Here is a 14,687-nt window from a genome sequence, read left to right as displayed (position 1 = left end):
TCCCCTGCACGACCGGCTCCCTCACGACGTCAGGCCGCCAGTCAGGGTCGGCAGGTCGAGTGGGCGGAAGCCGTAATGGGAGAGCCAGCGAATATCGGCCTCGAAGAAGGGGCGCAGGTCCGGCATGCCGTATTTCAGCATGGCGATACGGTCGATGCCCATGCCCCAGGCGAAGCCCTGATAGACATCGGGATCGAGGCCGCAATTACGCAGCACGTTCGGGTGCACCATGCCGCAGCCGAGAATCTCCAGCCAGTCGTCGCCTTCGCCGAAGCGGATCTCGCCGCCCTTGCGCGAACACTGGATGTCCACTTCGGCCGACGGTTCGGTGAAGGGGAAGAAGGAGGGGCGGAAGCGCATCTTGACGCTATCGACCTCGAAGAACGCCTTGCAGAACTCCTCGAGCACCCATTTCATGTGGCCAAAATTGGCCTTCTTGTCGATCACCAGACCTTCGACCTGATGGAACATCGGGGTGTGGGTCTGGTCGGAATCCATACGATAGGTCCGGCCCGGGCAGACGACGCGGATCGGCGGCTCCTGCGAGATCATTGTGCGCACCTGCACCGGGGAGGTGTGCGTGCGCAGCAGCTTGCGCTCGCCATTGGCGTCAGGCGCGAAGAAGAAGGTGTCGTGCATCTCCCGCGCCGGGTGGCCGACGGGGAAGTTCAGCTTGGTGAAGTTGAGATCGTCGGTTTCGACATCGGGACCTTCCGCGATCGAAAAGCCCATGTCGCCAAAGATCGTAGTGATCTCGTCGATGACCTGGCTGATCGGGTGGATGCGCCCGCGCGCCTCCGGCCCCTCGCGCACCGGGAGGGAGACATCGATCCGCTCGGCAGCAAGGCGCGCGTCGAGCGCAGCCTGCCCCAACGCCTCCTTGCGCTCGGTGATGGCGCCCTGGACCTTGTCGCGCAGGCCGTTGATCAGCGGGCCCTTTTCCTTGCGCTCGTCCGGCGTCATCGTGCCCAGCGTCTTCAGCAGCGCGGACACCGAGCCCGACTTGCCGAGCGCAGCGATGCGCAACTGCTCGAGCGCGGCTTCGTCCTGCGCAGCGGCGATCTCACCAAGAAGTGAATCGCTGAGGGTATCGATCTCATTCATGCCTGATCTGGTCCGATTGCGAGGCATCTTCTAGGGTGTCATCTTGAGCGATGCTAGGGGCAATCGTGCTGGCAAAGCATCGCAGGTGCGACGGCAGAGACCCTGTTTGGCCGAAATGAGCGCAGCACCATGACAATCCTGTCTCACTGGCGCGCATTGGCATTCCTGATCGTCACGCTGAGCGCCGCTCCGGCAGGGGCACAGGACGGGCAGCGCGTCACGATCACCGGGGAAATCAGCGATACCTGGTGCACGATCAGCGGGCTGATGTTCGCCAGGGGCACAGCCCACCACCAATGCGCAATCTGGTGTGCGCTTGGCGGCATCCCGGTCAACATCCGCGACCCGGCCGGCAATCTCTATCTCATTCTCAAGATCGGCGACGACGATGAGAGCGCCGCCAATCCGCGTGTTGCGCGAATGGCCACACACGAGGTCACAGTCGATGGCGAGCTGCTCGAGCGCGACGGCGTGAAGTACCTGCTCGTCGACAGGATCGCCGACGACAAGGGCGTGATCAGCATGACGCATGAAGAACACGGCATCCAGCCGTTCGGGAACTGAGCGATGCGAATGCTGCGGCACATGCTGGGTGTGGCCGCGCTTCTCGCCGGCATCCCCGTGACAACCGCGCGCGCGGCCGAAGCCTGGAACATCCCGTACGAGACTGCGACAATCCTCAAGGGGCGGGTCGTCGATGCGCTCTGCCATCTCACAGGCCGTTGCACGCCCGGTTGCGGCAGCGGCAAGCGCCAGCTCGGCCTTGTCCTGGCCGACGGCACCTTCCGGCTTGTCGCGAAATCGAACGTCGACTTTGCCGGCTCGGTCCGGGACCTGATCGGTTATTGCGGCCGCGAGATCGAGGCCGATGGCCTGCTGATCGCCAACCCGGCAGTGACAGTATTCTTCGTGCAGGCGGTCCGCGAAGGCCCCTCGCAGCCCTGGATTCCGGCCGAACGCTTCAAGTCCGACTGGGAGGCCCGCAACGGCAAGGCCTCCGAATGGTGGCGGGCCGATCCTGAAGCGAACCGCAGCATCGCCGAAGACGGCCCTTACGGAATCAAGGGACTTCGGCCGAAATGATCTCGCGGCGGGTGCTGCTGGCCCTTGGCGCCATCCTGCCAGCCGCAGGCGCGTTCTCGCAGCAACCGCCTGCATCTGGCGCCAGCCCTATCGACCCGCTCGCCACCCGGTTCGGCGGCCCTTTCACGCTCATCGACCACACCGGCAAGCGCGTGAACGACACGGATTTCCGCGGGCGGTTCATGCTGGTCTATTTCGGCTTCACCCGTTGCACCGATACCTGCCCGGTCGATCTTGCGATCATCGCGCAAGCGCTCGACGCCATCGGCCCGCAGGCCGAGCGGCTCGCGCCGCTCTTCGTCACGGTCGATCCGGCCCATGACACGCCCGCCACGATGGCAGCCTATGTCACAGCCCTCCATCCGCGCCTGATCGGACTGACCGGCAGCGAATCGGAGATTGCCGCGATCGCCCGCGCCTACAAGGTGCATCGCCGCAAGCTCACGCTGCCGCATCATGGCGCCGCGGAGTACGCCGTCGATCACGGCTCCCTCACCTATCTGATGGACCGCGAGGGGCGCTTTCTGACCCTGCTGCCGCACAATTCCGGCGCGCCACGTCTCGCCGAGATCCTGAACAAGTACCTCGGCTGAACACGTGCTTGGCCTCAACACCTGCTTGGCCCGAACAAGTGCTTGGCCCGAACAAGTCCCGGGCCTGGCGGAGCAGCCCTGCCAGCGATGCAGGCGACAGTGCCGCCGGGATGCGGCTATGCAGGTGGCATCATGGAGACAGACATCATGCCCGACAGCCAGGCCCAGAAGAATTCCCCCTCGTACCGCCTGGCGGCGCTCGACCCCGATTTCATCCTTGGCGATTCGACACGCGGCGTGCGCTTCATGCTCGAATACCAGAAGGCCGAGGACCATTTACGCGCGCGCGGCATCATCTCGACCGTTGTCGTCTTCGGCTCGGCCCGCGTCCGGGAAGGTGACCGCTGGTACGAGGCGGCGCGGCAATTCGCCCGCATTGCCTCCGAGCGGGGCGGCGCGCTCATCGACGGCGAGAGCGGGCGCCATCATGTCATCGCCACTGGCGGCGGGCCGGGCATCATGGAAGCAGCCAATCGCGGTGCGACGGAAGCGGGGGCGCTCTCGATCGGCTTCAACATCACCCTGCCGCACGAGCAGGAGCCGAATCCGTGGTCAACGCCGGACCTGACTTTCCGCTTCCACTATTTCGCGATGCGGAAGATGCACCTGGCAATGCGCGCCGCGGCGCTCGTCGTGTTTCCCGGCGGATTCGGCACGCTCGACGAACTCTTCGAGATCATGACGCTGAAGCAGACGGGCAAGATGCCGGCCGTACCGATCGTGCTCTATGACAGCGCCTTCTGGCGTGACCTGCTCAATCTCGATGCCATGGCCGCGGCAAAATTCATCCGCCCCGAAGATCTTTCGCTGTTCTGCTACGCCGATACGCCGGAGGAAGCCTACCAGCGTGTCGTCGACGGTGCGGGCCAGAACTGGGTCCTTCCCGCAAACGACAGCATGCAGAGCTGACAACGAAAAAGGCCGGCATCGCTGCCGGCCTTTTCCAATTCACTTCGCCGAGGCGAAACTCAGGCGGCCTTGGCTTCCGCGCCGAGGGCACCCTTCACCGTCTCGACCACGGCCGCGAAGGCGGCTGCGTCGTCGATGGCCAGCGCCGACAGCGTCTTGCGATCGAGCTCGATACCGGCCTTGGCGAGACCGCCAATGAAGACCGAGTACGTCAAGTCATGCTCACGCACCGCAGCGTTGAGGCGCTGGATCCAGAGCGCGCGGAACGAGCGCTTCCGGTTCTTGCGGTCGCGATAGGCATACTGCATCGAACGATCGACGGCCGCCTTGGCAGCGCGGATCGTATTCTTGCGGCGGCCATAAAAACCCTTGGCGGCCTTAAGTGTCTTCTTGTGCTTGGCGTGGGACGTTACGCCCCGTTTCACGCGAGCCATGTGTGATCTCCGGAAAGGTTAGAGGGCGTCAGCCGTTCGGCAGGAAGTATTTTTTCACGTTGGCGGCATCGCCCTCGAAGAGGGTTGCCGTGCCGCGGTGATTGCGGATCTGCTTGTTGGTCCGCTTGATCATGCCGTGACGCTTGCCGGCCTGGGCGTAGAGCACCTTGCCGGTTCCGGTGATCTTGAAGCGCTTTTTGGCGCTCGACTTCGTCTTGATCTTGGGCATTTCAGCTCCTCAATGGTCGCGGACGCGCGAGATGCGCCGCTTCGATTTTGCTTGCTGGAAGCAAAGAACGACCGCCACGGCAGCCCTTATCAGCCGGGCGATCGAAGGGCGCGCATATGACAGAAAAGCCCGGGGCTGGCAAGTGCAGGCGCCACTCATGCCTAAAAGGCCGCATGGCGAACCGGAACGGGTTTATCCCGATCAGCCCAGCTTTTCGGCGCGAGGCCCTCTGATCCCGATGCAATTGCCCCAAGGATCGCGAACCTGGCACATCCACAGATCACCGTCGATGGCCAGCGGCCCGCGATAGAGAACCGCGCCGACCGCCTGCAAATGGGCAAGCGATCGCTCGAAATCCTCCACCCGCCAATAGACAATCGAGCCGGTAGCGCCGCTGGCCACCTTCGTGTCACCCGGAACGATTTCAAGTTGCGTCTCGCCAATCTGCAGAAAGGCGAATCCCGAAGGCTGGCTCGTCGCCGGAACGGCGCGGGGAAATGCGCTGCGATACCAAGCGAGCCCCGCGACCACGTCCGAGACGTGAACCAGAACGGCCGAAATAGAACCCGTCACGGAAATCCTCGTGGTCATGATCGGAAGGGAGCCCAACGGGCCCGGAAGCGTGCGGCAGCGCTACCCCTTATCAGCGCGGAAGAAGTCGATGAAAGCCCGCAGCGCCGGGCGCATCTGCCGGCGGCTCGGATAATACACGTAGAACCCGTCGAAGGGTGGACACCAATCCTCCAGAACAGACACCAGCCTGCCCTGCCCGAGCCCATCGCGGACATAGTCATCGAAGAGGAATGCGATGCCGGCACCATCAAGCGCGGCCTGGAGGACGAGCCGGTCATCGCCCAGGATCAGCGGCCCCGTGACTTCGGGTTCGACGACGAGACCGTCCTTCTCGAACTCCCAGCGATAGATCACGCCACTTTCGAAGCGGAAGCGGATGCAGCGATGCCCGGGCAGTTCGTGCGGCGTCAGCGGCATGTCACGCCCGGCGAAATAGGCCGGGGCCGCAACCGCGACGCCACGCATGCGCGGCCCGATGCGAACGGCGATCATGTCGCGCTGCAGGCTCTCGCCGAGCCGGATCCCGGCATCGAACCCGCCCGCGACGACATCAGCGAATCTGTCGTCAATGACGATCTCGATCACGATTTCCGGATAGGCCGCGGCAAAGGCGCCGAGCTTCGGCGCCAGTACCAGATGAGCGGCGGTGCGCGGCACGGTGAGGCGAAGATTGCCGGCGGGCTCGTCGCGCGAGGCAGCTGCCACTTCCAGCGCCAGGGCGATCTCCGACATCGCCGGCAGCAGCCGTTCCAGAAGCTGCGCCCCGGCCTCGGTGGGAGCGACGCTGCGCGTACTGCGCGCCAGCAAGCGCACGCCGAGCCGGGCCTCCAGCAGCGACACGGCATGGCTGACGGCGGACGGCGCAATGCCGAGCTCGCGTGCCGCGCCACGGAAACCCCGATTGCGGGCGACGGCCGCCAGGACGGCGAGATGCGGGAGATCAGCGCGGTTCATTGATCTGTTTTATCGAACAGGCCGTGCTTTCTCCAGGTGATTATCGATCAGTGGCGCAAGCCTCATCTGTATCGGATCACAAAAGAGGAGCCCGTGATGCAAATTCGCAAGCTTGGTCAAGAACTCGAAGTCTTCCCCGTCGGCCTCGGCTGCATGGGGATGACCTTCGCCTATGGTGGCCAGGAAGAGAGCGCCGCGATCGCCACCTTGCGGCGCGCCGTCGATATCGGAGTGACCCTCTTCGACACCGCCGAAGTCTATGGCCCATTCGAGAACGAGGTCCTGCTGGGCAAGGCGCTCAGGCCTGTGCGCGACCAGGTGGTGATCGCCACGAAGTTCGGGTTCAGGATCCTCGAAGAGGGCAAGGGACCGGAGCGCATGGCGGGGCTCGACAGCCGGCCGGAACATGTGAGGGCCGTGGCGGAAGCCTCGCTCAAGCGGCTCGGGATCGACGTGATCGATCTCTATTACCAGCACCGCGTCGACCCGAATGTGCCGATCGAGGATACGGTCGGCGCCATGGCCGATCTCGTGCGCGAGGGCAAAGTCCGAGCGCTCGGCCTGTCCGAGGCCAATGCCTCGACGATCCGCCGGGCGCACGCGGTGCATCCGATCGCGGCCGTCCAGAGCGAATATTCGTTGTGGAGCCGCGAGCCTGAAGACGGCGTGCTCGCCGTCTGCCGTGAGCTCGGAATCGGGTTCGTGCCCTACAGCCCGCTCGGCCGCGGCCTGCTCACCGGCACGATCCGGACGCTCGACGAGTTGGGCAGCGAGGACTGGCGCCGGACCCTGCCACGCTTCCAGGCCGAAGCGTTGGAAGCCAACGCGGCGCTCGTCGAACGGCTGGAACGCCTGGCCGCGAGCAAGAACGTCACCGCCGCGCAGCTTGCGCTGGCCTGGGTGCTGCATCAGGGGGACTTCATCGCGCCGATCCCCGGTGCGCGCAAGATGACCCATCTGGAGCAGAACAGGGCGGCGGCCGACATCGTCCTGACCACCGACGAAACAGCAGCCATAGGCGAAGCGCTCACGCCGGCCGACGTGGCGGGCAAACGCTACACCGACGCCGCGCTCGCCCTCGTCGACGGCTAGCCCTGTCGGGCATCGTTCAGGAGGCGCGCTCTGCGCGCCTCCTTCTTCGACGAGCGCTCACGCAGGCCAATGATGGCAGGCCCCACGGATCGGATGCTCCGGCGCGGCTACAATGATGCGAAGGCTCTGCCCCTTTCGGCGTTCTGCCCCTAAGGGCCGATACAGGCTGCGGCCTCACGCAGGACGGGCTGCGGCTTCTCACCATGCAGGCGGCGATAACCAAGCAAGGCCGTCGCGAGGGCAACGCCGCCTGCGGCAACCGAAATCCAGAAACCACTGCGCGCGCCAAACCCGTCGATGACCCAGCCTGAGGCGGAAGAGCCCACCGCCATGCCGATACCGATGCCGGTCATGGCCCAGGTGATGCCCTCGGTCAGTTTCGCAGCCGGGACGAGGCGCTCGATCAGGCCGATCGAGACGATGATCGTCGGCGAAACGGCAGCGCCGGCCAGGAACACCACGACGGCAAGGCTGCCGATGCTGTTGACGGCGAGCAGAGGCAGCGTGGTCACCGCTGCAAGCGCAATCGCAATCAGCAACTGGCTGGCCAGCGACATGCGCAGCTTGAGCGCGCCGAACACGATCCCCGTGATCAGCGATCCCGCGGCATAGCTCGCCAGGACGAAACTGGCGGCAGCCTTGTTCCCTTGCGCCTCGGCGAAGGCAACGGCGGTGACCTCGGCCGTTCCGAAGATCGTGCCGATCGCAATCAGGATGAAGGCGATGATCCGCACCGACGCGAGGCGAATGACCGAGTCACCGCCACTCGCCCCCTGCGGATGCACGGGCGGTTCGGATGCCCGCTGCGCGACGAACAGCGCAGTTCCGACGGTCAGCAGCAGCGTCGCGGCGAGCGGCCCTGCCTCTGGAAAGAAGGATACGCTCAGCCCGATCGCGATGACCGGCCCGGTCATGTAGATGACCTCGTCGACCACCGACTCGAAGGCGAAGGCGGTCCGCAGCTTCGGCGTATCGCGATAAAGCTCGGTCCAGCGCGCCCTGACCATCGCCGATATGCTCGGCATCGTTCCTGACAGCATGGCGAAGACGAAAAGAGCCCAGACGGGCGCTTCGTAGCGGGTCGACAGCATCAGGCCCGATAGCGCCGCAATCGCTGCGAGTGTTGCGGGAATGAGCAGCCGACGCTGCCCGTAGCGATCGACCAGCCTGGAGAGCTGAGGCGCGATCAGTGCGTTGGACAAGGCGAAGGTCGCCGCGACCGCCCCTGCCAGCCAGTATTCGCCGCGCGCCTGGGACAGCATGGTGACGACGCCGAGCGTTACCATCGAGACCGGCATGCGCGCGATGAAGCCCGTCGCCGAGAACGCGATAGCGCCTGGAGCCCTGAAGATCTCGCGATAGGGGTTGGCCATGACGGGCCTCTTTCCAGAAGTTTCTGTACCACTTACATACGGAGCGTATGAAAGTGAAGTAGGAGCCGACCCGGCCCGTGTCAATTGACATACGCCGCGTATGCGAAAGGAACATGGATGGCTCGCAGACCACGCACGGAGATGATCGCCGAGACGCGGGCCAAGCTCCTCGGTGCGGCGCGCCATGCCTTCGGCACCGTGGGCTATGCCGACGCCTCGATGGATGAACTGACCGCCGCCGTCGGACTGACACGCGGGGCGCTCTACCATCACTTCGGTGACAAGAAGGGCCTGCTCAGGGCCGTGATCTCCGAAATCGATGACGAAATGAACGAGCGCCTTCGCATCGTCTCCGCCAGTGCGGCAGATAAATGGGCCGGCTTCCGCGACGAGTGCACCGCCTATATCGAGATGGCGCTGGAGCCGGAGATCCAGCGCATCGTCCTACGCGATGGGCCAGCCGTCCTCGGCGATCCCTGGAACTGGCCAACGCAGAGCGCCTGCATCCGTTCGATGACGGCGAGCCTCGAGACGCTTGTCGCGGACAGGATCCTGCTCGCGATCGACCCCGAGGCGGCCGCCCGCCTGATCTCCGGTGCGACGCAACATGCGGCACAATGGATCGCCCATGCCGAGAACCCGCAAGCCGCCTCTCACCGGGCGATCGCGGCCTTTAATGCCATGCTGGACGGATTGCTGCTTCACCCTGCCGGGAGTGGTTGAGGGGTCGCCCGCCGGAGCCTCGCCCGGGACGCGCCATAGTCGGCGGCGACGGCCGGCAGCGCCGCTGACGGTCACGTTGGAGCATCGGCTGTCCCGAAAACCGCAATCCACTTTTCGGGTCGATGCTTTACACTGGCGCCAGAGGCCCGGCGGATGGCGAAACATCCCGTCCTAGACCGAGCGGCGACGATCGGGCCGCCGCACACGACACTTCCGACGCATGGGCCGGGCCCAGCCAGGGAGAAGCGTGATGACGACCTATATCCTGCTGACCAACTGGACCGACCAGGGCGCGCGCAACGTAAAGGACTCGCCGACCCGCCTCGACACGGCCAGGAAGCTGCTGCGCGACATGGGCGGCGACTTCAAGGCCTTCTTCATGACGATGGGGAAATACGACATGGTCATCGTCTGCGAGGCACCAGACGATGCCGTTCTGGCGCGCTTCTGCCTGCAACTGGCAATGCACGGCAATGTGAGAACGCAAACGCTCAAGGCATTTCCGGAAGCCGCCTATCGCGAGATCATTCGCTCCGTCAGCTAGATCATCGGACCGGATTCATAACCGGTCCGATGATCTGGTCTTCTGTGTTTGCATCGGCCTTTCGGAAAACCGCAATCCACTTTTCGGGCCGATGCCTTAGGACGACCCAGCAGGGATCAAATGAGACAAGGCCCAGCCGAAGCGGCCGGGCCTTGTCTCAACCTGATTCCGAGGCAGGGCGCTCCAGGCGACCTATTTTGGCGCCAGGACCATCACCATCTGGCGACCCTCAAGCTGCCAGTCGCTCTCGACCTTGGCAACATCGACAAGATCAGCCTTGACCCGCTCGAGCACCTTCACGCCGAGGTCCTGGTGCGCCATTTCGCGGCCGCGGAAGCGCAGGGTCACCTTGACCTTGTCGCCCTCCTCGAAGAAGCCGTGCATGGCCTTCATCTTGACGTCGTAGTCGTGCTTGTCGATGCCCGGCCGGAGCTTGATCTCCTTGATCTCGATGGTGCGCTGCTTCTTGCGCGCCTCGGCGGCCTTCTTCTGCTCCAGAAAGCGGAAGCGGCCGTAGTCGAGAATCTTGCAGACCGGAGGCACTGAATTGGGGGCGATCTCGACCAGGTCGAGACCGGCATCCTCGGCAATCTTCAGGGCCTCGAAGAACGACACAACGCCACGGTTGGCGCCGGTATCGTCAATGAGCTGAACCTCACGGACACCGCGGATGTCGCGGTTAGAACGCGGACCGTCTTTGGTCGGGGTTGGGGCAGCGCGGAACGGACGGCGAATGGCTGTATTCTCCTATGAATGGTGCTGTCGGCACCGTTGATCAGACACATTGCATAAAGTCGGGCATTGTCAATGCAAACACGGCAACACCCGCTCAAGTACAGAGCCTAGCGCCCAAGCAAGGCGCAATAGACGTCGAGGGTTTCGCTGACCATGTTCTCGAGCGAAAAGTGCTGCTCGACATGGAGGCGGGCCCGGCGGGCCAGCGCATCGCGCGCCGAGGGGCGCAGCGCCAGCGCCTCCTTGAGGCCCGCGGCCAGTGCAGACGCATCGCCCGGCGGCACGCGCCAGCCCGTGCGCTCGCCGGGAGCCGTCTGCGGCGGCGCGAGTACGGTTTCGGGAACTGCTCCGAGATCGGAGACCACAACCGGAATGCCCATGGCTTGCGCCTCGACCGCAACACGGCCGAAGGCCTCCGGCTCGGTCGAGGGCACGGTGACGACCGCCGCCGCGAGCAAGGCCGCCGGCATGTCGGTGCAATGGCCGACGCGCTTGACCTGTTCTTCGAGCCCGGCCTTGGCGATGGCCTGGTCGAGCTCCCTGACATAGCCATCGCGGCCCTGATGGTCGCCTGCGAAGATGAAGGCGGTATCGTTGTCGCCGCCCTCGCGCAGAAGGCGAGCCGCCTCGATCAGCACACGATGGCCCTTCCAGCCGGTCAGTCGTCCCGGCAAGAGCACGATGCGCTGATGTGGCTCGACGCCCCAGGCACGACGCAAGGCCTGGACTCGTTCCGGCCCGACCGCGGATGGCGCGAAGGCCGAGAAATTGGTGCCGCGATGGACGACACGGATGCGGTCACGCGCAAAGCCGTGCTTCGCCAGAATCAGGTCGGCCGTGTAGCGGGAATTGGCGATGACCACGTCGCCGCGCGCCATGACCGAATTATACTGCGTCTTCACCGCCGAGCGGCTGGCATAGGAGCCATGATAGGTGGTGACGAAGGGCAGCTTGAGCGCACGCGCCGCGGCAAGCGCAACCCAGGCCGGCGCCCGCGAACGGGCGTGAATCAATTCAACGCGCTCCCGTCGGCAGAGCAGCACGAGCTTGCGCACATTGAGCGCCATCGTGACCGGGTTCTTCGAAGCAGCCGGGAACGGCAGCCAGACGCCGCCCTTCGCCTGCAGCTCGGCGACAAGGCGGCCGCCCTCGGTCGCGACGAGCGCGCGCGCGCCGGCTTCGGTCAGCCCCTGGGCGATATCGACCGTCGTACGCTCGGCTCCACCTGCCTCGAGATCGGGGATGATCTGCAGGATGGTCCGCCCGCTCAGGGGATGATTATCCGTCGAAGGCAGCGACGGATGCGCGCCTGACCGCAAGGACATGTTCACCGTTTCAAAAAATCTCTCGGATCGGAGGCGGACAGTATGACAGCGCACAGGGCCGATCCCAGCCTATAATGCCCTGACAGGACAGATTCGTCACAGGAGATTTCAGGTGGAGCAGCCTGCCCCGCAATGGCTTGATGTCGGCAACGGCGCGGACGGCCGCCGCATCGCCTTTCTGGAGCAGCCGGGAACGGGACATCCCGTCGTCTGGCTCGGCGGCTTTCGCTCCGACATGCGGGCGACCAAGGCTGACGCACTCGCGCAGTGGGCAAGCTGCAGCGGACGCGCCTTCCTGCGCTTCGACTATTCCGGACATGGCGAGACAGGTGGCGATTTCGGTCGCTGGACCTTGTCGCATTGGCTGGAGGACACGCTCGCCGTCATTGCCGCGCGCTGCGCGGCGCCCCCGGTTCTGGTCGGCTCGTCGATGGGAGGCTGGATTGCGCTGCTCGCGGCCCGGAGACTGCGGGGCACCGCTCTTGCTCCCGCCGGCATGGTGCTGATCGCGCCCGCGGTGGATTTCTCCGAAGAGCTGATGTGGGCTCAGATGCCGACAGCGATTCGCGAGACGATCCTGCGTGACGGAGTCTGGCAGCGCCCATCCGCCTATTCGCCGGAGCCGACGCCGATCACGCGGGCGCTGATCGAGGATGGCCGCAGCCATCTCCTCTTCGGCGGCGAGATCAAGACGGGTTGCCCCATCCATATCCTCCAGGGAATGCAGGACCCCGACGTTCCCTGGCAGCATGCGATCAAGCTGGTGGAACACCTGAGCGGCGATCCCGTGACGCTGACCTTGATCAAGGACGGCGATCACCGGCTCTCGACGCCGCTCGACATTGCGAAACTGCAGGCTGCGGTGGCGGAAATCGCCACCGCCTGACGCTCGCAGTTCAATGCACGCTGACCATCCGCAGGTCGTGTTCCCAGGCATTGGCGGTCGCAGCTTCCCGGGAATCGGTTACCAGGATCGGCGCACCATCGGCGGAGAGCAGCGCGAAAAGCTTGAGGCCCGGCTCGATTTCCGGAGCCTGCGGAAAGATCCTCAGCAATTCCTCGGAACTCATCGGCTTGAGATAGGCCACTTCGCCCGTGCCAAGTGCAGCGAATTCTGCCTGGGTCAGTGGTGGCGTGCGAATAACATTGGTCTCTTCAGTCATCGCGCCCTCCTTTGAGCAGTGCGAATGGCGGTTCCTATGTTGATCACCAGATCATGAACGAAAGCACAACCGCGAAGCCTTCGTTCCGACCTTGGGCTCAATCGCGACTGATAATATCAATACGCCTGATGAGCCGCTCCGGTTCCGGCCTGACCAAATCAATGGCTAGCAGGCCATTCGACAAATCCGCCCCGAGTACCTGCATTCCGTCAGCCAGCAGAAAGGAGCGTTGGAACTGACGCGCCGCGATGCCGCGATGCAGGAACTGCCTGCTCTTGTCGTCGCTCTGTCGGCCACGAATGGTGAGCTGGTTCTCTTCCAGCGTGATCTCAAGCTGGTCTCGCGAGAACCCCGCCACGGCAAGAGTGATCCGGAGACGATCCGGCTCATCCTCCGTGCGCGGCATGCGCTCGATATTGTAGGGAGGATATCCCTCGCTTGCGCCTTTCGCGACCCGGTCCAGCGCGCGTTCGATATCATCGAACCCAAGCAGGAAAGGATGGGACAGGCTAGGCGTACGCGTCATGCAGAAGCCCTCGAAAGGCGCCTCATCTATCGATCGGAGCCCGCTGGCGCAGCACTCCGCAGGCGGAAGGCGAAGCCCTTCCGCTTGATGGTGATATGGCAATCGCCAGCAACGGGTTCAAGACCGTCGAAAGCTCAGCCCACAAGCGCAACGTCGACAGGCCGTCACTCGGCCAAATCGCGACGCCGCGCGAGGGCGATCAGCGGCGCCGGTTCGCGCCCCGCATCATTTGGCGAGGACGATGCCACGCTCCTTGCGCATCTTGTCGAACACCAGGCCCATCGCCTTGATGACTGTCACCTTTGGGTTGGCCTTGCAGTAGACAATGGTCTCGTGCTCGGCCTCCCTGGCCCRCGCGACGTTGATGAAGTGTTTTTTGCCAAGGCCATTGTACCAGCCGCTATACCACGTCGTCAGGAGATCGGCGTCTTGCTGGAAAGTACCGGCCAGCTGGGCACAGGTCAGTTTCTGGACATCGATGTAACCGTTCGCGTCGGCGTAGGTTTTCAGCTCAACCTGTGCATTCGCACCGGATGTGGCGAAGGCGATGAAAGCTGCGGTGGCAAAGGCGAGGCTGCGCATGGTTCGTTCCTTCATTATCCAAAGATTGAGAATGGGAGGCGATGCCAGACTAGACCGTCGAAAGCTCGTCAGCAGGTTTTCTCGAGTTCAGTATCCGCCAGTCGTTATTCTTTCTCAGCTCAGATGACGGAAAAAGCGGCTTGTTGTCGTGCCTGCGCGCGAGGCTGGGACGTCGCTCATTTTTGGCAGTTACGAGCGACGCCACAACATTGGACTGATCCACTTCGGCTGCACAAGTTGTATTCGGAGCGAAGCGAACTTCAAGTCCGCTATCCGAGAGCCGGACATCCAATCTCGGGCTATGCCATTTCAATCTGGAATCGAGGGAGAAACTCTAAGCGGAGCTCCGGACGTCGCCACGAATGACGCGCCGCTCGGGGGTCTGCCGCGGCGGCGCACGAACACGCCCTCTGCCGATCGTTGAGGAACCGGAGGACGTTCAAAAACGCCCGGCGGTTGCTGAACGATCAGCGAAGGCTCTGATGGCTCGTGATAACAGAATCAGGCGCTAGCGACGGACGCCGACCCTGTTGACCCCACCATTGCGATTCCCCGGACGAGGCGCTGTCACGGCACCGACCCCAACGGGCCGAGCTACGAGACGAACGCCGGGCCGCGCGACGCACCCGGCGGGATAACCGATATAGCTGCAATAAATGACAGCATTTGCGGGAGCCGTTGTCGCGGCAAGACCGGTGAAGGCGATTCCGACCGTCGCCATTGTGAAAATCGCAAGTTTAACTTT

General features: G+C 64.0%; 19 protein-coding genes. 8 read left to right on the top strand and 11 right to left on the bottom strand.

Annotated features, from left to right (window positions below; translation table 11 throughout):
• Positions 1-21: 21 nt before the first annotated feature.
• Entirely contained in the window at positions 22-1,104 is a 1,083-nt protein-coding gene (gene pheS, locus AC1DGP_RS01680; RefSeq protein ID WP_476831674.1) for a phenylalanine--tRNA ligase subunit alpha, read from the bottom strand.
• A gap of 129 nt (positions 1,105-1,233) precedes the next feature.
• Between pheS and AC1DGP_RS01675 the strand changes: the two genes are divergently transcribed.
• From AC1DGP_RS01675 to AC1DGP_RS01660, 4 genes are all read left to right on the top strand, one after another.
• The gene (locus tag AC1DGP_RS01675) at positions 1,234-1,668 is read left to right on the top strand and encodes a hypothetical protein (protein WP_441506490.1); all 435 of its coding nucleotides are present in this window, start codon (positions 1,234-1,236) and stop codon (positions 1,666-1,668) included.
• 3 nt (positions 1,669-1,671) lie between these two features.
• The gene (locus tag AC1DGP_RS01670; protein ID WP_441506489.1) at positions 1,672-2,187 is read left to right on the top strand and encodes a hypothetical protein; all 516 of its coding nucleotides are present in this window, start codon (positions 1,672-1,674) and stop codon (positions 2,185-2,187) included.
• On the top strand, positions 2,184-2,780 hold the full coding sequence (locus AC1DGP_RS01665; RefSeq protein WP_476831673.1) for an SCO family protein: 597 nt from the start codon (positions 2,184-2,186) through the stop codon (positions 2,778-2,780). The genes AC1DGP_RS01670 and AC1DGP_RS01665 overlap by 4 nt, the downstream gene beginning before the upstream one ends.
• A gap of 147 nt (positions 2,781-2,927) precedes the next feature.
• Entirely contained in the window at positions 2,928-3,689 is a 762-nt protein-coding gene (locus AC1DGP_RS01660; RefSeq protein WP_441506487.1) for an LOG family protein, read from the top strand.
• A gap of 59 nt (positions 3,690-3,748) precedes the next feature.
• Here the strand turns inward: AC1DGP_RS01660 and rplT are convergent, their stop codons facing one another.
• From rplT to AC1DGP_RS01640, 4 genes are all read right to left on the bottom strand, one after another.
• Entirely contained in the window at positions 3,749-4,123 is a 375-nt protein-coding gene (rplT, locus tag AC1DGP_RS01655; RefSeq protein WP_043233082.1) for a 50S ribosomal protein L20, read from the bottom strand.
• A 28-nt stretch (positions 4,124-4,151) separates the two neighbouring features.
• A complete protein-coding gene (rpmI, locus tag AC1DGP_RS01650) occupies positions 4,152-4,352 on the bottom strand; it encodes a 50S ribosomal protein L35 (RefSeq protein WP_043233081.1) in 201 nt (66 codons plus the stop codon).
• A 201-nt stretch (positions 4,353-4,553) separates the two neighbouring features.
• Entirely contained in the window at positions 4,554-4,943 is a 390-nt protein-coding gene (locus AC1DGP_RS01645) for a VOC family protein (RefSeq protein ID WP_476831672.1), read from the bottom strand.
• A gap of 42 nt (positions 4,944-4,985) precedes the next feature.
• Complete coding sequence (locus AC1DGP_RS01640; RefSeq protein WP_476831671.1) at positions 4,986-5,879, bottom strand: LysR family transcriptional regulator; 894 nt, start codon at positions 5,877-5,879, stop codon at positions 4,986-4,988.
• Positions 5,880-5,975: 96 nt separating this feature from the next.
• Between AC1DGP_RS01640 and AC1DGP_RS01635 the strand changes: the two genes are divergently transcribed.
• A complete protein-coding gene (locus AC1DGP_RS01635) occupies positions 5,976-6,971 on the top strand; it encodes an aldo/keto reductase (RefSeq protein WP_476831670.1) in 996 nt (331 codons plus the stop codon).
• A gap of 149 nt (positions 6,972-7,120) precedes the next feature.
• Here AC1DGP_RS01635 and AC1DGP_RS01630 read toward each other — a convergent pair whose 3' ends face one another.
• Positions 7,121-8,344 (bottom strand): MFS transporter, encoded by a 1,224-nt coding sequence (locus tag AC1DGP_RS01630; protein ID WP_476831669.1) that lies wholly within the window; start codon positions 8,342-8,344, stop codon positions 7,121-7,123.
• A 117-nt stretch (positions 8,345-8,461) separates the two neighbouring features.
• Between AC1DGP_RS01630 and AC1DGP_RS01625 the strand changes: the two genes are divergently transcribed.
• A complete protein-coding gene (locus tag AC1DGP_RS01625) occupies positions 8,462-9,067 on the top strand; it encodes a TetR/AcrR family transcriptional regulator (RefSeq protein WP_441506482.1) in 606 nt (201 codons plus the stop codon).
• A 250-nt stretch (positions 9,068-9,317) separates the two neighbouring features.
• Positions 9,318-9,611, top strand: coding sequence for a GYD domain-containing protein (locus AC1DGP_RS01620; protein ID WP_441488959.1), 294 nt, complete (start codon positions 9,318-9,320; stop codon positions 9,609-9,611).
• A gap of 192 nt (positions 9,612-9,803) precedes the next feature.
• Here the strand turns inward: AC1DGP_RS01620 and infC are convergent, their stop codons facing one another.
• Together infC and AC1DGP_RS01610 are read right to left on the bottom strand one after the other, a co-directional pair.
• Positions 9,804-10,346, bottom strand: coding sequence for a translation initiation factor IF-3 (gene infC, locus AC1DGP_RS01615; protein WP_069877443.1), 543 nt, complete (start codon positions 10,344-10,346; stop codon positions 9,804-9,806).
• A 107-nt stretch (positions 10,347-10,453) separates the two neighbouring features.
• Positions 10,454-11,671 (bottom strand): glycosyltransferase family 4 protein, encoded by a 1,218-nt coding sequence (locus AC1DGP_RS01610; protein ID WP_069877444.1) that lies wholly within the window; start codon positions 11,669-11,671, stop codon positions 10,454-10,456.
• A 112-nt stretch (positions 11,672-11,783) separates the two neighbouring features.
• Here AC1DGP_RS01610 and AC1DGP_RS01605 point away from each other — a divergent pair, with 112 nt between their 5' ends.
• A complete protein-coding gene (locus AC1DGP_RS01605; protein WP_476831668.1) occupies positions 11,784-12,557 on the top strand; it encodes an alpha/beta hydrolase in 774 nt (257 codons plus the stop codon).
• 10 nt (positions 12,558-12,567) lie between these two features.
• On the opposite strand, the gene AC1DGP_RS01600 is transcribed toward AC1DGP_RS01605, so the two are convergent.
• The 3 genes from AC1DGP_RS01600 to AC1DGP_RS01590 form a co-directional block, all read right to left on the bottom strand.
• Entirely contained in the window at positions 12,568-12,834 is a 267-nt protein-coding gene (locus tag AC1DGP_RS01600; protein WP_441488957.1) for a BQ00720 family protein, read from the bottom strand.
• Positions 12,835-12,931: 97 nt separating this feature from the next.
• On the bottom strand, positions 12,932-13,360 hold the full coding sequence (locus AC1DGP_RS01595) for an Hsp20 family protein (RefSeq protein ID WP_043233104.1): 429 nt from the start codon (positions 13,358-13,360) through the stop codon (positions 12,932-12,934).
• Positions 13,361-13,585: 225 nt separating this feature from the next.
• Positions 13,586-13,942 (bottom strand): HdeA/HdeB family chaperone, encoded by a 357-nt coding sequence (locus tag AC1DGP_RS01590; protein ID WP_476831667.1) that lies wholly within the window; start codon positions 13,940-13,942, stop codon positions 13,586-13,588.
• Positions 13,943-14,687 lie beyond the last annotated feature (745 nt).

Source organism: Allobosea sp. 05T433, assembly GCF_056396065.1.
The sequence above is the reverse complement of the archived record's forward strand: the minus strand, read 5'-3'. Positions and strand labels throughout refer to the sequence as shown.

Excerpts from the sequence above, each read along its gene's own strand:
- pheS (WP_476831674.1), bottom strand. The coding sequence starts at position 1,104 with ATGAATGAGATCGATACCCTCAGCGATTCACTTCTTGGTGAGATCGCC.
- AC1DGP_RS01675 (WP_441506490.1), top strand. The coding sequence starts at position 1,234 with ATGACAATCCTGTCTCACTGGCGCGCATTGGCATTCCTGATCGTCACG.
- AC1DGP_RS01670 (WP_441506489.1), top strand. The coding sequence starts at position 1,672 with ATGCGAATGCTGCGGCACATGCTGGGTGTGGCCGCGCTTCTCGCCGGC.
- AC1DGP_RS01665 (WP_476831673.1), top strand. The coding sequence starts at position 2,184 with ATGATCTCGCGGCGGGTGCTGCTGGCCCTTGGCGCCATCCTGCCAGCC.
- AC1DGP_RS01660 (WP_441506487.1), top strand. The coding sequence starts at position 2,928 with ATGCCCGACAGCCAGGCCCAGAAGAATTCCCCCTCGTACCGCCTGGCG.
- rplT (WP_043233082.1), bottom strand. The coding sequence starts at position 4,123 with ATGGCTCGCGTGAAACGGGGCGTAACGTCCCACGCCAAGCACAAGAAG.
- rpmI (WP_043233081.1), bottom strand. The coding sequence starts at position 4,352 with ATGCCCAAGATCAAGACGAAGTCGAGCGCCAAAAAGCGCTTCAAGATC.
- AC1DGP_RS01645 (WP_476831672.1), bottom strand. The coding sequence starts at position 4,943 with ATGACCACGAGGATTTCCGTGACGGGTTCTATTTCGGCCGTTCTGGTT.
- AC1DGP_RS01640 (WP_476831671.1), bottom strand. The coding sequence starts at position 5,879 with ATGAACCGCGCTGATCTCCCGCATCTCGCCGTCCTGGCGGCCGTCGCC.
- AC1DGP_RS01635 (WP_476831670.1), top strand. The coding sequence starts at position 5,976 with ATGCAAATTCGCAAGCTTGGTCAAGAACTCGAAGTCTTCCCCGTCGGC.
- AC1DGP_RS01630 (WP_476831669.1), bottom strand. The coding sequence starts at position 8,344 with ATGGCCAACCCCTATCGCGAGATCTTCAGGGCTCCAGGCGCTATCGCG.
- AC1DGP_RS01625 (WP_441506482.1), top strand. The coding sequence starts at position 8,462 with ATGGCTCGCAGACCACGCACGGAGATGATCGCCGAGACGCGGGCCAAG.
- AC1DGP_RS01620 (WP_441488959.1), top strand. The coding sequence starts at position 9,318 with ATGACGACCTATATCCTGCTGACCAACTGGACCGACCAGGGCGCGCGC.
- AC1DGP_RS01610 (WP_069877444.1), bottom strand. The coding sequence starts at position 11,671 with ATGTCCTTGCGGTCAGGCGCGCATCCGTCGCTGCCTTCGACGGATAAT.
- AC1DGP_RS01600 (WP_441488957.1), bottom strand. The coding sequence starts at position 12,834 with ATGACTGAAGAGACCAATGTTATTCGCACGCCACCACTGACCCAGGCA.
- AC1DGP_RS01595 (WP_043233104.1), bottom strand. The coding sequence starts at position 13,360 with ATGACGCGTACGCCTAGCCTGTCCCATCCTTTCCTGCTTGGGTTCGAT.